The organism is Salinicoccus sp. ID82-1 (assembly GCF_021991715.1).
In the GTDB taxonomy this organism is placed as follows: domain Bacteria; phylum Bacillota; class Bacilli; order Staphylococcales; family Salinicoccaceae; genus Salinicoccus; species Salinicoccus cyprini.
Genome location: NZ_JAGFLY010000001.1, coordinates 754,993 through 769,790 on the forward strand (window position 1 = coordinate 754,993; position 14,798 = coordinate 769,790).

Consider the following 14,798-nt stretch of genomic DNA (forward strand, 5'->3'; position numbering starts at 1 on the left):
TTAAACTCCTCCATCTATTCTATCTTCAAGCAGTTCTACCATTTCTTCCAATGTTTCCTTCCCGGGCTGTATGGACGCTACGCCATACAATCCGAGTGCATCTGCAGTCACCTGTCCGATGGCAACTACGGTAATATTCCCAAGATCTTGGGGAGTGAACCATTTCATGAATGCCCTGACTCCGGAAGGACTTGAAAATGTAATGCCGTACGGAGATTGTGCGAGCAGTGCCTGGATTTCTTCACGATACGCCTCATTGGCCACCGGCCGATACAGATCGAGCCGCTCCACAGCACACCCTGCCGCCACAAGATGGTCATGCAGCAGCGGGCGGGCCTCTCTACTTGCCGGGTACAGTATGCGCGTACCGTGCCAGGCAGGAAAGTCTGCAAGGAACCCCTCCTGAGAGTAGTCCCCGGGCTCAAAATCAATTTTCAGCCCCTCCTGCTCAAGACGCTCACTCGTCTTTCTGCCGATCGTCGCCACCCTATCGAATCGGGCTTTCTTCATATGAGGCAGGAAATGCTGTACTGCATTGCGGCTCGTCAGAACCAGCCAGTCATAATGGCACCGGAACACCGTCTCATCAAAAGGGAGCGCCTCTGTCGTGATGAGCGGCGTGTGGACAAGTGACAATACACTTGAATCCCTTTCGAATGCCCTGCTCTGGGTCATGATGACGATAGGTCTATAGTGTTTCATTGATGCGATCGATGATGTCCTTTGCGCCGATGCGCTCCATTTCATCTGCAACCAGATTGCCGAGTGCTTTCGGATCCTGATGGGATTTCTTTACGATGTACTGCTCGCTGCCATCTTCAGGCATGATCAGTCCGGTAAGGTAGAGTTCCCCATCTTCATAAGTGGCATATCCGCCGATCGGCACCTGGCAGCTGCCGTCCATGCGTCTCAGGAAAGTCCGCTCTGCTGTCGTGCAGGTTGCATCATCATCCGAGTGCACCGTTTTCAGCATGTCGATCAGTTCCTTGTCGTCAGAGCGGCATTCTATGCCGAGCGCGCCCTGTGCAATTGCCGGGATGAAGGACTCGGGATCAAAGTATTCTGCAACAATATCGTCGGACCAGCCCATGCGCTTCAGTCCTGCTGCGGCAAGAACAATTGCATCGTATTCTCCGGATTCCATCTTCTTGATGCGGGTGTCAATGTTGCCGCGCACCCATTTCACTTCCACGTCGTCACGCATCGCAAGAAGCTGTGCACTGCGCCTCAGGCTGCTCGTACCGATGACACTGCCGGCAGGCAGATCCTTGAAGGCCACATTGCCATTCGACAGGAAAGCATCCCGCTTGTCTTCACGTTCAGGCACGCAGGCGATGGTGAATTCCGGATCCAGCGCACTTGGGACATCCTTCAGGCTATGGATGGCCATATCGATCTCCTTATTGGCAAGCGCCTGTTCAATCTCTTTTACAAACAGCCCTTTGCCGCCGACTTTGGAGAGCTGCACATCGACAATCCTGTCCCCTTTTGTGACAATCTCCTTGATGTCGATCTCAACGTCGGGAAATTGTGCTTTCAGACTGCTGATGAACTGCTTGGACTGGGTCATCGCCAGATCGCTACGTCTTGAACCTACGGTAAATTTTCTCATATTACTTCTCCTTTAGTAGCTCCAGAAATGAAAACTGGAAAGTTGTGTGATGAATAGGTAGTTCAGCATGCAGATGATGAAGATCACGATGTTGAACCAGGCGAAACGGTAGATGCTGCGTTTTATTTTCAGATGGACGAACAGTGCTGTATACAGCAGAATGACGAACAGTGTGCCGAGCACTTTGAAGTCCTTGAATATTTCGACGCCGTATATATACATGCCCCACTGGATGCCGAGGAAAATGCTGATCAGCATGGAGAACACACCAAGTATCAGTGTACGGATCATCGTCTTTTTGGCCGTCTCTATGCTGAAGAGTGAAAAGAACACGCGGTTGAAACGCTTCTTTTTCAGGTTATCATACTGGATGATATATATCACGGCATGCATCACCGAGATGAAATAGAGTACATAGGCAATCAGCGCAAGTACAATATGGATGATCAGCAGCTCGTTCATGATCGCCGACACTTCCGTCACCCTGTCGTAGGAGACAGGTGCAAATGTATAGACGGAGAAGAGTACAAATGCACAGAACACATAGAGTGCAAATGCAATTTCCGAATCGCTCCACCGGTAATGGATCAGCCCCGTAATGATGACGAGGGTCGAGAAGACATATATGCCCTCGAAAGTCGTCTGTATTGGAATGCGGCCCAGCGCCACACCGATATACACGAAAGTGGCGACCTGGAGCACCGCTGCAATGATGACAAGATAAAAGGAAACCTTTCTGGCAAGCCGATTCCTGAAAAACAGATCGTAGCTTAGCACAGAAAGGCTCAAAAAGTATAATAGTAAAATAAATTCGTGACTGCGGAACATCATATCCATATGGTTTCCACCCTATTCGATTGCCAGCTCCTGCTTTCGTGCCGACAGTTTCTCCTGCTGTTTGGCTTTCTCCTGCTGCTTGACTGCATCGACTTCCTCTTCAATGCCGAAGAGCTGCATTATTTCGTCGAGTTTTTCACCGGCTTTTCTGTCTCCGGAAATTTCTTTAGTATAGATGATCGGATCCTTCAGCATCTGGTTGATGATGCTCTTCATATGCTTGGAGACGATTGTGCGCTCACGCTCCGTCATTTCCGGCATCTTTCTTTCAACACTCTGGAATGTCTCTTCATGGATGGACAGTGCTTTCGAACGCAGCGCCTGGATGACCGGTACGACACCGAGCATATTGACCCATTCTGTAAACTTGTCCATGCTCTCTGCGATCATGCCTTCAATCTTGGCTGCCTCTTCCTGCCTGGTCGACAGGTTGGCATCCACAAGTCCCTGCAGATCATCGACATTGTACATGTAGACGCTGTCCATTCTGCCTATTGACGGATCGATGTCACGCGGCAGTGCGATGTCCATCATGATCAGCGGCTTGCCATTGCGTTTTGCCATCGCCACATCCATCACTTCTTCTGTAATGATGTAGTTGCGTGACGCTGTACTGGATATGACGATATCCGTATCCGCAATTTCTGCTTCCAGCTGGTCCATGGACGCACTTTTCCCATTGAACTGGCCTGCAAGGCGTGCTGCATTCTCTTCAGAACGATTCAAAACCGTCACATTCCTGATTCCGTTGGAAGTCAGGTTCAAAAGCGACTGCTCTGCCATTTCTCCAGCACCGATGACAAGCACCTTGCGGTTATCGACACGTGAAAATATCTTCTTCGCAAGCTCCACTGCAGCATAGGAGATGGAAATCGCATTCTTCGAAATATCCGTCTCATTATGTCCGCGCTTCGCTACCGTAATCGCTTCTTTGAACAATTTATTGAAGATGGTACCTGTCGTATGCTCGGTCTGCGCCGTAAAGAAGGCGTCTCTGATCTGACCGAGGATCTGGGTTTCTCCGAGAACCATCGATTCCAGACCGGATGCGACACGGTAAAGATGCTCCACCGCTTCGTCACCGACTTTGATATCCGTAATTCTTTTTACGGATGCCAGATCCAGGCTGAACCAGTCCGCAAGGAACATCTGCGAATAGTATTTGCCTGTATGCACCTGATCACTGACTACATAGACTTCCGTTCTGTTGCATGTGGACAGAAGTACCGCTTCAAGTACGCTTTTCTGTTCTCTCAATCTATGCAGCGCCGGAATGATCTCCTCATCCTGGAACGCCACTTTCTCTCTCTCTTCCACACTTGCCTTTCTGTAATTCAGACTTAATGCAATGACATGCATCCGAATTGCCCCCCACTATCCTATTATGCCTCGTCTCTGGACACTTTCAATACTCTTATTTTAACAGATTATACATTCATAATCCATGTTGTGTTCTTATTTATACTAATTATTATTAAGAACTTTTTGTGAACAAACTACACAAATTTTGAGATGGCATCCATCACTTTCGGCATATTATTCTTATCCATGGATGAGAAGGGAATAATGATATCGTCCGGGTCGAAGTCGATTGCTTCACGTACGATCTTAAGGTGCTTTTCGACTTTGCTTTTCGATATCTTGTCCATCTTTGTACATATGATGATCACCGGTATTTCAAAGTGCTTCAGGTAGTTGTACATCAGTACGTCGTCTTCCGTCGGCTTATGCCTCAGGTCGATGAGCTGGATGACAGCAGAGAGCGGTTCCCTTTCGGCCAGATAGCTCTCGATCATTCTGCCCCACTGTTCGCGTGACTTCTTGGACTGCTTGGCATAACCGTATCCCGGTACATCGACGAATATGAACTGGTCGTCCATATTGTAGAAATTGAGCGTCTGTGTCTTGCCGGGCTTCGATGAAGTCCGGGCCATGTTCCTACGGCCTGCCACAGCATTGATGAATGAGGACTTCCCTACATTGGAACGGCCGCTCAAGGCGATTTCGGAAAGTCCGGTATTCGGATACTGCTCACTGCTGACAGCCGAGATGATGATGTCTATATTATTCGGATTGATTTTCATCGCTATCTTCCTTTCAGTAAAAAGAGCTGTCCAGAAATCAGACAGCTCTTTCATATATTATGCACTTTTACGGTTCAGGTGGATCTCTTCACCATTTTCATTGAAGAGCAATGGATCTGCTTCCTCTTCAATTGTTGCTCTTGTAATCTTCACCTTACGGATCTCATCGTTCGACGGCACGTTGAACATGATGTCCACCATGCGTTCCTCGATGATGGAGCGAAGGCCACGCGCACCGGTCTTTCTTTCGATTGCAAGTTCACTGATGGCATTCAGTGCATCCGGATCAAATTCCAGTTCCACGTTATCGATTTCGAGCATTTTCTGGTACTGTTTGACGAGTGCGTTCTTCGGCTCTGTCAAAATGGAGTTAAGTGCTGTTACATCAAGCTCTTCAAGATAGCTGATGATCGGCACACGGCCGATGAACTCAGGAATGAGTCCGTAGCTCTGAAGGTCATCCGGGCGGACTTTCGACATCAGTTCATCCTTGTCATTCGCCTTGCCGGATGCACCACCGAATCCGATGACCTTCTCGCCGATACGTCTCTTGATGATTTCGTCCATGCCATCGAATGCACCACCGAGAACGAAGAGGATGTTCTTCGTATCGATCTGGATGGATTCCTGGTTCGGATGCTTTCTGCCACCTTGAGGCGGTACGCTTGCTGTTGTACCTTCAAGGATCTTGAGGAGTGCCTGCTGGACACCTTCACCGGAGACATCTCTTGTGATGGAAGTATTTTCGCTCTTTCTGGCAATCTTGTCGATTTCATCGACATATATGATACCCTGCTCTGCACGTTCAACGTCGAAGTCCGCTGCCTGGATCAGACGAAGCAGGATGTTTTCGACATCGTCACCGACGTAGCCCGCTTCAGTCAGGCTTGTTGCATCCGCAATTGCGAAAGGCACGTTCAATGTTCTTGCCAATGTCTGCGCGAGAAGTGTTTTACCACTACCTGTCGGACCGATCAGAGCAATGTTGCTTTTGGAGATTTCCACGCCATCTTCCTGGTTCTGGTTGATTCGCTTGTAGTGGTTGTAGACTGCTACACTAAGCGCACGCTTGGCATTTTCCTGCCCGATGACATAGTCATTCAGCGCATCCAGGATTTCCTGTGGCTTCGGAATTTCCGTAAAGACCTGTGTCTTTTCGGATTTCAGTTCTTCTTCGATGATTTCATGGCAGAGCTCGATACATTCGTTACAGATGTAGACACCGCTGCCAGCGATCAATTTCTTCACCTGTTCCTGATCCTTACCACAGAAGGAACAAGTTAGATTTGTGTCGTCTTCATTAAATTTAAACATATTCAACACCTCTTTTTTCATTCCTGTAAAATATACTAGATATCATCATCAAAATCAAATCTCCAGTTTATAATCGTTATAAACGAGGAGCTCTGCAGCATATCACCACAGAGCCCCTCGATATTGGAGTTCAGATTACTTCTGTTTTCTGTTGTCTACAAGTACATCGATCGCCTTCTGTACTTTCAGGTCTTCCTGGAGCATGGAGAGGTCGCCGAGTGTGGATTTGATGTCTTCCACGCTGATGCCGAACTGCCCACTCATCTTTTCGAGTTCCTTGTCGACATCTTCATCTGCCACTTCGATATTCTCATCGATTGCGATCTGCTTGAGAACAAGGTTTGTGCGTACGCGTTTTGATGCGTCGTCCTTCATCTGCTCACGCAGTGCATTTTCATCCTGGCCGGACAGTTGCTGGTACATTTCCATGTTGATGCCCTGCTGGGATAGACGCTGTTCAAATTCCTGAAGCATTCTGTCTGTTTCAGTTTTGATCATTGCATCCGGTACATCGATTTCAGCATTGTCGGAAGCCTGCTCGATGAGCTGTTCCTTCATTGTAACATCCGCTTCGTTCTCTTTTGCTTCCTTGAGGTCTTTTTCAAGCTTTTCTTTCAGTGCGTCTACGGAATCAACGTCCTGATCGAGTTCTTTTACGAGATCTTCGTCAAGTTCAGGAACCTCTTTGGATTTGATGCTGTTGACTTTGACTTTGAAAGTCGCTTCTTTACCCGCAAGCTCCTCGGCGTGATACTCTTCAGGGAAAGTGACCTTGATGTCTTTTTCCTCTTCGATGTTCATGCCGACAACCTGCTCTTCGAAACCTGGGATGAAGTTGCCGGAGCCGATTTCAAGCTCATAGCCTTCAGCCTGTCCGCCTTCGAACTGCTCATCACCAAGATAGCCATCGAAGTCGAGGTTCACAAGGTCGCCCTCTTCAACACTGCCCTCTTCCTTCACTACCATGTCGGCGTGTGATTCAAGCAGGCTGTCGATTTCCTTCTGAACGTCTTCTTCAGTTACTTCAGTGTCCAGTTCTTCTGCTTCAAGACCTTTGTATTCGCCGAGTTTGACTTCAGGCTCAACAGTCACTTTCGCAGTGAAGATGAGGTCTTTGCCTTTTTCCATCTGCTCGATATCAACTTCCGGCTGGTCGACCGGGTTGATGTCAGCTTCAGTCACTGCTTCTGTGTATGCTTTAGGAAGCAGGATATCAAGTGCATCCTGATAAAGTGATTCTACACCGAAACGCTTTTCGAACATCTGGCGCGGTACTTTACCTTTTCTGAATCCAGGAATGCTGACTTCTTTAGATACTTTTGCGAATGCTTCGTTCAGGGCGCCATCTACTTCCTTGGCTGGTACTGTTACTGTCAGTACTCCTTCGTTACCCTCTTGTTTTTCCCACTTTTGAGACATAATCTAATTCCTCCGTAAATACGTAATTTCAATTAACCAATATAGTATAACATATCACTTTTTTATATCCAACATTTGATTTCCGCGACAATGCTACATCATCGACCCTTCGACCTTGCGGATCCACTCGATTACCGATGCATCCGCTTCAAAGTCATGGTCCAGATTGAGCATGCTGAACAGTTCGCTCATATAGCCAAGATACAGTGTTTCATCATCAAATGGCGGGAAGATCGGATAGCAGTGGACCGCGTGCGACATCAGCATGCCCTCTGCCGCTTCTCTGAATTCAGGCATCCGGTTCTCCACCTCGTCCATAACAAGCGGCCTTACACCGCTGAGCAGCGGACTCTCTTCAAGTGTCGGCAGTTCGGCCGGCACCACTTCAAGCTGCGCATCCATCTTTTCAGCAACTACCGGTTGCCGGTCCTCAATGGTTCTCAGATAAAGCAGCATGAAAGTAAGGCATGTGTAATCCATCTCAGTGTTCATTTCTCCACGTACCAGATCCCTATGCCTGATATCCTCATTCTCAATGAGACCTCTGAGAAGTTCAATTTTCTCAAAGGATTGCATTGCCCTGTAAGCTTCAGAAGAGACAACAGGCTTCTCAACCTCCGGCGCATGCAGCCCCTCCATCTTTTCATCCATCGCACGCTTCGCCTCATGCCTGAATGCAGCGACATCAATCCGGAAACGCTGTGGAATATCCTCCTCCATGAGGTGGTCCGAGAACTCGATCACTTCAAAGTAGCGCTCCTGCTTGAGCAGCGACTTCAGAAGATGGTGCATGTGGACGTCGTAATTACCGGCACCCTCATTCATCTGCAGCAGTGCATACTCCATCACTTCATCGTGCCTGTCCTCATAGGACAGCGCTTCGTAGAACTTTTCCATGAAGGAGATCTCCGGTACCTGCTGATCGGAGTACATCCTGAATTTACTGATGAAACTGGCATAATCGCCATTGCGGTAGTCAAGATCCAGATCCCGCTCCATCTTCTGCAGAAACCTGCGGTGTGAGACGACCTTATCTTTCATAGGCATCCCTGATGATCAGTTCACTCCATGATTCATAAGGCGACCTTTCAGAGAGCTGACCATCTTTCTCCCAGATCAGTTCGAGCGTATCCTCTTCGTGGGACGCCACATCATTCTCATCGACCGTCACCTTGAACACCACACCGATATGGACCTTTCCAACTTCGTTGTCGTCATCATTGATCAAACCGACGATTTCGATGTCCTCGAGCTGCTCCTGGGAGAGGCCGACCTCTTCGGACAGTTCCCTCGCCGCATTGATGTAGAGCTTCTCTTCGATATTTGATGCTTCCGGCACATCATTCATATGACCACCGACACCGATCGACAGCATGCCATGCAGACGTGCCTCGCCGCCACCCGCCAGACGTTTGTATACGAGTGTCTTGCCATTATCGGATGAAATGATGACATAGCCGACCAGCTGCTTATACGAAGGATCCTCCTCCATGTCACCCCGGCGTTTGACTTCGAACTCGGAAAAAGTCGAAAGAATACTTTCATACCTTCTATCATTCATACCGACAAAACCATGGAAGGCATCTGCCTCATTATTAAAAAGAACATCCCTCGGTACTACGAGAATAGGTTCATCAAATTTACTCATGCGTATTCTCCTTTTTATAAATTCATTACAAGTTTATAGAAGGGAGCGGAGTTTGTAAAATGAAAAAGAGACAGCAAAGGGTAATTACTGACTCGATCTGATCAGATTGGTATCCACCTCAATCAGCTGCAGCTGTTCATCTCGTTTCAAGCTTGGTGATAGATCATGATGTTCGGAAGGACGAGGTATATCGTCGCCATCATCTTCCATGACAAGCAAATGACCTTCCAGGGCATCCTGTGCCATGAATATTGCATCTTCAAGTCCCTCACCGAAAGTGATTGCACCTGGCAGATCCGGAAACTTTACATTATAGGCATTCTATTCTTTTTCCAGTACAGCATAGAAATGATACTTCATATTAATCGCTCCTTAACTCCCTATCAACATAAAAAACTGAAACTCTGCAGTTATATTAGTTGCAGAGTTCCAGAACAATAATCTGACTATATAACATTTTTGACGGAGCCGTTTCATCGCTGCGGTATATACGGCTGGATTGGTGTGTTGATTACGGATGCCGGCACTTCGATTGTCGTTCCCATCTCTATTTCATAAGGTGCGGACAGATTGTTGGCTGCTCTCAGTTCTTTTGCTGTCATGCCATAGTGTGAGGCGATCTCTTCCAGAGATTCGTCCGCTTTCACCTCGTGCGCATTCCTTATCTTCTCGATTTTGCACGCTGACTGCTTGTAGGTCGGCTGCTTCGAGATCGGGTCGACGAAGTCGTTGGTCAGGTTGTTCGCAGATTCCTTCTTCTCCAGGTTGCCGAAGTGGAAAGGTACGAACAGCAGTCCTTTCTGAACTGTCTCGCCAATCCGGGCGGGCACTTCTATTTCGCCGCGCGGAGAGGAAATGCGTATGACTTCGCCCTGGACAATTCCGAGTTCCCTGGCGTCTTCCGTATGAATCTCGACATAGTTGTTCGGCGCTGCCATATGGAGCATCGGCGCGCGTGCCGTCTTGGTTCTTGTATGCCAGTGCCACACGGAGCGGCCTGTCGTCAGCCACATCGGATACTGGTCATTCGGCTGCTCGAACGGTGGCAGATGATAGGTTTCCTGAAGCAGCGCACGACCTTCTGCTCCGATTTCCTGGAATTCTTCTTTCGACAGTGCGCGACCGGTAAACTGGTCCTTGCCGAAAACTTGCGCATCATCCACTTTTGTATGGAACTTGAAGTCGGAATAGAGTCTCGGTGTCCCTGTAGATTTCTCATCCGGTACAGGCCAGCGCATGCCGTTCAATTTTTCCAGACGTTCATAGGTGATACCCGTCATATCACATGGACGTCCTTTTGTGATGCCTTTGAATTCTTCAAAGCATTCTTCAGGCGTCGAATAGTCGACTAGCGGCTGTCCGTCCCTATCCTTGAATTCCATCCGCCTTGCAAAGTCCACCAGTATTTCAAAATCAGACCGCACACCTTCTGGTGGTTCGACTGCCTTTCTCGAGATGGTGACAGTCCGGTCGGCATTTTCCATCGTCCCTTCCTTTTCACCCCACATGGCGGCAGGAAGAATGACATCAGCGACTGCCGATGTTTCTGTCAGGAATGGGTCCTGTACGACGACAAATACATTGTCGAGTGCTTTCTTGATACGATTGCGATTCGGAAGCGAAACGAGAGGGTTCGTCCCGATATTCCAGAAGAAGCCGACTTCCTCCTTTTCAATATGGGTGATGATTTCCTCAATCCCTTTTTCCGGTCCGGCAGGGAGTGAATCCTGATCCACATTCCACAGTTGTGCCATTTCCTTCATGTGGACAGGATTGGTCGGATTCCGGTGCGCCGGATAAGTACCGACGCCACCTGCAGTACGGTTAGCGGATGAGCTTGGCTGCCCGGCTGTATGGAGCGGACCACAGCCCGGCTTGCCGATCAGACCCCGGATCAGATGGAAGTTGTTGATGGCAACACAGGCTTTTGTCGCCTCTGCGCTCTGGAAAGCACCCTGAAGTGTTGTGGAAACGAGTGAAGGCGTATCACACATCACTCTATAGAATTCCTTGAGCTGGTCTTCCGGTATGCCGGTGCTCTCGGACGTCTTCTCGAGTGTCCAGCCTTTGACTGATTCCTTCATCTTCTCGTACCCGACTGTATGTGCCTGGACAAAGTCCTTGTCTACCTTGTCCTGCTCGATCAGTTCATTGATCAGGCCGTTCATCAGTGGCAGGTTTGACCCTGGTTTCAGCTGCAGGTGCAGATCCGCTTCCCTTGCCGTCAGTGTCTTTCGCGGATCCACCGCAATGATGTATGGTTTTCCCGTTCTTACTTTACGTTCCATGATGCGTTCAAAAAGTACCGTCCCGGACTCCGCGACATTGTGGCCGAACAACATTAACGTATCCGCTTCATCGATATCGTCGAAGGAAGCCGGTGTACCGTCAGCCCCGAATGACTGCAGCAGCGCAAACTCGACCGTCGCAGTACATAGCCTCGTATTCGCATCCAGCAGGTGGGTCTGCAGTCCAGCCCTGCCCACTTTGGCGATCGTATAATAGTCTTCAAAGAACCCCTGCCCTGTGGAATAGATGCTGACACTGTTCCTGCCCTTCTCTTCAAGTGACTGCTTCGCCTTGTCCACGACCAGCTGCATCGCATCCTCCCAGCTCGCAGGCTCAAGTTCGCCGGACGCATTTCGAATCATAGGCGTCTTGAGACGATCCGGGGCATTATTGGCATGCCACTGGTTTTCACCCTTCGGTCCCAGTCTGCCCCGGTTGATCGGGTCATCACCATTCCCTTTTACACCTACAACCTTGTCATCCTTTACAGCAACATAGAGACCACAGCCGACCGAGCAGAGCCCGCAGGTACTGTATACCCATTTGTCCACTTCACCCTGGCTATACAAATTCTGATCGATACGTTCATTTTTAAATGTCATCAGTTAACCCTCTCTTCCGGTAAGTAGAATGTCGGTATGAAATATTTCGTTGTCGACTCTCCATATTCTTCGTCCAACTTAGCCGCAATCTCGATCAGATCATCCTGCATTTCGTCCAGTCTTTCCTCCAATGATTTCATCAGCTCTTCTGAAGGCGTGTCATCTTTGTAGCCGATCCATCCCGTCGCACGTTTCCACTCCGCAAAATAAGGATTCACTTTCTGGTTCGCATGGAACAGGGCAGAACAGTTGGTCTTGATATCCTTAAGCTCGGTTTTCCCTTCCTCGAATTCCTCTATAAGCCTATCCAGCATGTATTCCTGTTCTTCAAGACACTTACGAAGCAGCACGACCAGTGGGTGCTCGAACGGTTCAATGTTATCAAGAACCTTCCGATTATCTTTTTGGATGTCCGCAAATAGTTCCTCAAATTGATAACTCATCAGCCACGTCCCCTTTCCACAGTTTACTAGAAGATTCCCTCCATCTGAAAAGGCCAAACACTCCTTTGTATATACGAAGAAAGCTTCATGTGCCTTTCTTATTATCAAAGCGCCTGCAATACATGAATTATTTCAATATGCTACCTGAAATAACGTGATACTCCAAAGGTATTCAATGTTTTCAAGTCTGTACATATATATAAAAATATAATTTCATTAAGCATGTAAGCACCCATAAGCAGGTGAGCAATCTGAATTGTGAGCTGAAGGTTGATCCATGGCTCTTTATGCTTGATCAATGTTATTATATGAAGAACTTTTTACCGTGTTATAACTGTGTCAATAATCAAATCAACTGATCACCAGTAATTCTGGTGGTCATTTTTTTATGTATGGGGATCGGTTGAAATTATAAAAGATGGAACCTTCTAAGACACATCGTTTATAGGGTCCCATAAGTCAAGCAAGAAATTGATAGTAGAAATTCGTACATTATAGATAGTTTTGTGTGGATTAAAGTAGTACATTAGCAAACAAAAGTATTTTTTCATAAAATGTCCACCCTACTTTATAAATAGGGTGGACGTTTATTATATTCTATTCACATGCATATCCATCTTTATCTCTATCCATCTTGCCTTGATATGCAGCATGTCCCTGGGCGACGCCATCTGGATACACCGTCTTGAGCTCAGTACAATTCTGGAAAAATTCAGTTGTTTGAGCAGGTTCGCTTGTTGCCGGCTCTGATGTCGCTGGTTCACTTGTGGCCGGTTCGCTTGTCGGTTCCGGTTCTTCGCTATTGAAGCCTTCCCCATCAGTGTTTACATAACCCGGTATGGACCATACACCAATCTGCTGATCTTTTGCTTTCTGTTCCGCTGCACGGAATTCTGACAGGTACCTTTGCTGCTCGTAGATGTATCCGACGCGTGCCAGACCTTCTTCGAGAAGTACCTCATGGACACTTGCATCATCTGCATACAGATACACAAGCTGTCTGTCATAATGGTCTGTCTTTGCTCCATCATCGTACTCGATGTATAGCTGATCTGCAGCATTCAGTAATTGTGTCAGCCGATCGGAAGCATCATGGCCATAGGGTTGAACTGGCTTGTTCGGGTGTACCGTTTCAGGCGTATCAATTAGAAGCAGTCTGAGTTTCAGTTCATTACCCTCATCATCAAGTACGTTCACTGTATCCCCATCAACAATCCTGTATAGGCTGACTGGGATAAGTCCTTCTTTTGGCGCAGCTTCTTTCTTCGCTTCTTCTTCAGCCTTCGCCGCTGCTGCCTGCTCTTCTTCGATCGACTTCTCTTTTGCAGCTTCCGCTTTTTCTATCGATTCTTCCTTGGCTTTGGCAGCTTCAATCGACTCTTCTTTCTCTTTTTCCTTCTTGGCTGCCTCTATGGACTCTTCTTTCTTCTTGGCTGCTTCGATGGATGCCTCTTTTTCTTCAGCTTCCTTAGCGGCTTTTTCTTCTGCTGCTTTTTTCTCTGCAGCTTTTTTCTCTGCAGCATCCTTTTCTTCTTCTGTTGTCGTTTCTTCTGTTGTCTCTTCTGTCACTTCTTCAGTCAGCTCTTCACTTTCCTCATCCGCCAAAGCAGTCTGATTGGCAGGCTCTTCAACCTCATTTGGAACCAAAGTAAACATGAAGAACAGGGCAAGACCGGTCGCAAATGCAATGCCTGCTCTTCGGAAATGTCTGCGGGGGCTCTGATTTTTAAACCTGGACCTCAATGCCAAAGCAATGAATACAAACATCGCAATGGATATAAAGATCCATAGCATCAACACCATGTCCACCAGGGCAAAGCCACTGCTCACCAGCCCCAGGAGGACGACAAGCAGGCAAGTCGCCGCGAAGGAATAAAGTGACGCTTTCCATGTACTATGATATGCCTCCCCTTTGTTCTCCCGGATGAATCCAAGCACGAAAAGAGCGATGGTTGCGACCACACCTAGAAATATTAATACTCCTACAAAAGTTCCCATTGCTTCCCCTCCAATATATGCAATTTACATCATTTTACACCATTTAAAGCAAATTTGACATGGTTTTCTGATAATTTTACCAAATATAAGGAAATATTCTAAATTTAATTCTCTTGCTACGATTAACATTTCATCAATCTTTGAAGAAAAATAAAAACCCCGCAACCTTATGGTTGCAGAGTTTCAAAAAGCTACTTCTTAAGTTTTTACGTCCCAGGAGGGAGTCCTCAACCTTATTAAATGGGTATATACGATGCGATATTGACCAAATATTGACCATCCCTCATTTTTTATCCCAGTAGTTAGTTCCGTGAGAAGATCCATTCTTTTTTAAGATGAACATTTATATAGTAGAAACTCGACCTTACAGATGGTTTTATCTAATGGATAGTTTAGATTAAACTACCTGAGAAGGGAGGAAGGAATGTGACACGCGGCGAATGGTTTATCGACAAGGAAACGATTTGTAATAAGATGTGTGTGAGTAGGACTTACTTTGAAAAGTACTTTATGAAGGACACACGAATGATATCTTGCGAATATCGAAAAGGA

General features: G+C 47.4%; 12 protein-coding genes and 1 pseudogene. All 13 read right to left on the reverse strand.

Features of this window, described 5'->3' with window-relative positions; genetic code table 11:
* The 13 genes and pseudogenes from J4760_RS03885 to J4760_RS03945 all read right to left on the reverse strand — a co-directional run bounded on the left by J4760_RS03885 (window position 1) and on the right by J4760_RS03945 (window position 14,246).
* Window positions 1–702, reverse strand: coding sequence for a uroporphyrinogen-III synthase (locus tag J4760_RS03885; RefSeq protein WP_237604828.1), 702 nt, complete (start codon window positions 700–702; stop codon window positions 1–3).
* Window positions 689–1,612, reverse strand: coding sequence for a hydroxymethylbilane synthase (gene hemC / locus J4760_RS03890; RefSeq protein ID WP_145286622.1), 924 nt, complete (start codon window positions 1,610–1,612; stop codon window positions 689–691). The genes J4760_RS03885 and hemC overlap by 14 nt, the downstream gene beginning before the upstream one ends.
* 12 nt (window positions 1,613–1,624) lie before the next feature.
* Window positions 1,625–2,389: a cytochrome c biogenesis protein CcsA gene (ccsA, locus tag J4760_RS03895; protein WP_237604829.1), complete on the reverse strand. Its 765-nt coding sequence runs from the start codon at window positions 2,387–2,389 to the stop codon at window positions 1,625–1,627.
* A 72-nt stretch (window positions 2,390–2,461) separates the two neighbouring features.
* Window positions 2,462–3,808 (reverse strand): glutamyl-tRNA reductase, encoded by a 1,347-nt coding sequence (hemA, locus tag J4760_RS03900; RefSeq protein ID WP_237604830.1) that lies wholly within the window; start codon window positions 3,806–3,808, stop codon window positions 2,462–2,464.
* Window positions 3,809–3,945: 137 nt separating this feature from the next.
* Window positions 3,946–4,533, reverse strand: coding sequence for a ribosome biogenesis GTP-binding protein YihA/YsxC (gene yihA, locus J4760_RS03905; protein WP_145286631.1), 588 nt, complete (start codon window positions 4,531–4,533; stop codon window positions 3,946–3,948).
* 57 nt (window positions 4,534–4,590) lie between these two features.
* On the reverse strand, window positions 4,591–5,847 hold the full coding sequence (clpX, locus tag J4760_RS03910) for an ATP-dependent Clp protease ATP-binding subunit ClpX (protein ID WP_145286634.1): 1,257 nt from the start codon (window positions 5,845–5,847) through the stop codon (window positions 4,591–4,593).
* A gap of 135 nt (window positions 5,848–5,982) precedes the next feature.
* A complete protein-coding gene (gene tig, locus J4760_RS03915; protein ID WP_237604831.1) occupies window positions 5,983–7,266 on the reverse strand; it encodes a trigger factor in 1,284 nt (427 codons plus the stop codon).
* A gap of 93 nt (window positions 7,267–7,359) precedes the next feature.
* Window positions 7,360–8,307, reverse strand: a complete 948-nt coding sequence (locus J4760_RS03920; RefSeq protein WP_186365464.1) for a hypothetical protein — start codon at window positions 8,305–8,307, stop codon at window positions 7,360–7,362.
* Window positions 8,297–8,914, reverse strand: a complete 618-nt coding sequence (locus tag J4760_RS03925; RefSeq protein ID WP_145286643.1) for an NUDIX domain-containing protein — start codon at window positions 8,912–8,914, stop codon at window positions 8,297–8,299. Before J4760_RS03925 ends, J4760_RS03920 begins: the two co-directional genes overlap by 11 nt.
* An 84-nt stretch (window positions 8,915–8,998) precedes the next feature.
* A pseudogene (locus J4760_RS03930) lies at window positions 8,999–9,220 on the reverse strand (type II toxin-antitoxin system HicB family antitoxin); the annotation flags it as partial.
* Between the two features lie 167 nt (window positions 9,221–9,387).
* Window positions 9,388–11,805, reverse strand: coding sequence for a molybdopterin-dependent oxidoreductase (locus J4760_RS03935; protein ID WP_237604832.1), 2,418 nt, complete (start codon window positions 11,803–11,805; stop codon window positions 9,388–9,390).
* On the reverse strand, window positions 11,805–12,248 hold the full coding sequence (locus J4760_RS03940) for a hypothetical protein (protein ID WP_237604833.1): 444 nt from the start codon (window positions 12,246–12,248) through the stop codon (window positions 11,805–11,807). The genes J4760_RS03935 and J4760_RS03940 overlap by 1 nt, the downstream gene beginning before the upstream one ends.
* A 597-nt stretch (window positions 12,249–12,845) precedes the next feature.
* A complete protein-coding gene (locus tag J4760_RS03945; RefSeq protein WP_237604834.1) occupies window positions 12,846–14,246 on the reverse strand; it encodes a thermonuclease family protein in 1,401 nt (466 codons plus the stop codon).
* Window positions 14,247–14,798 lie beyond the last annotated feature (552 nt).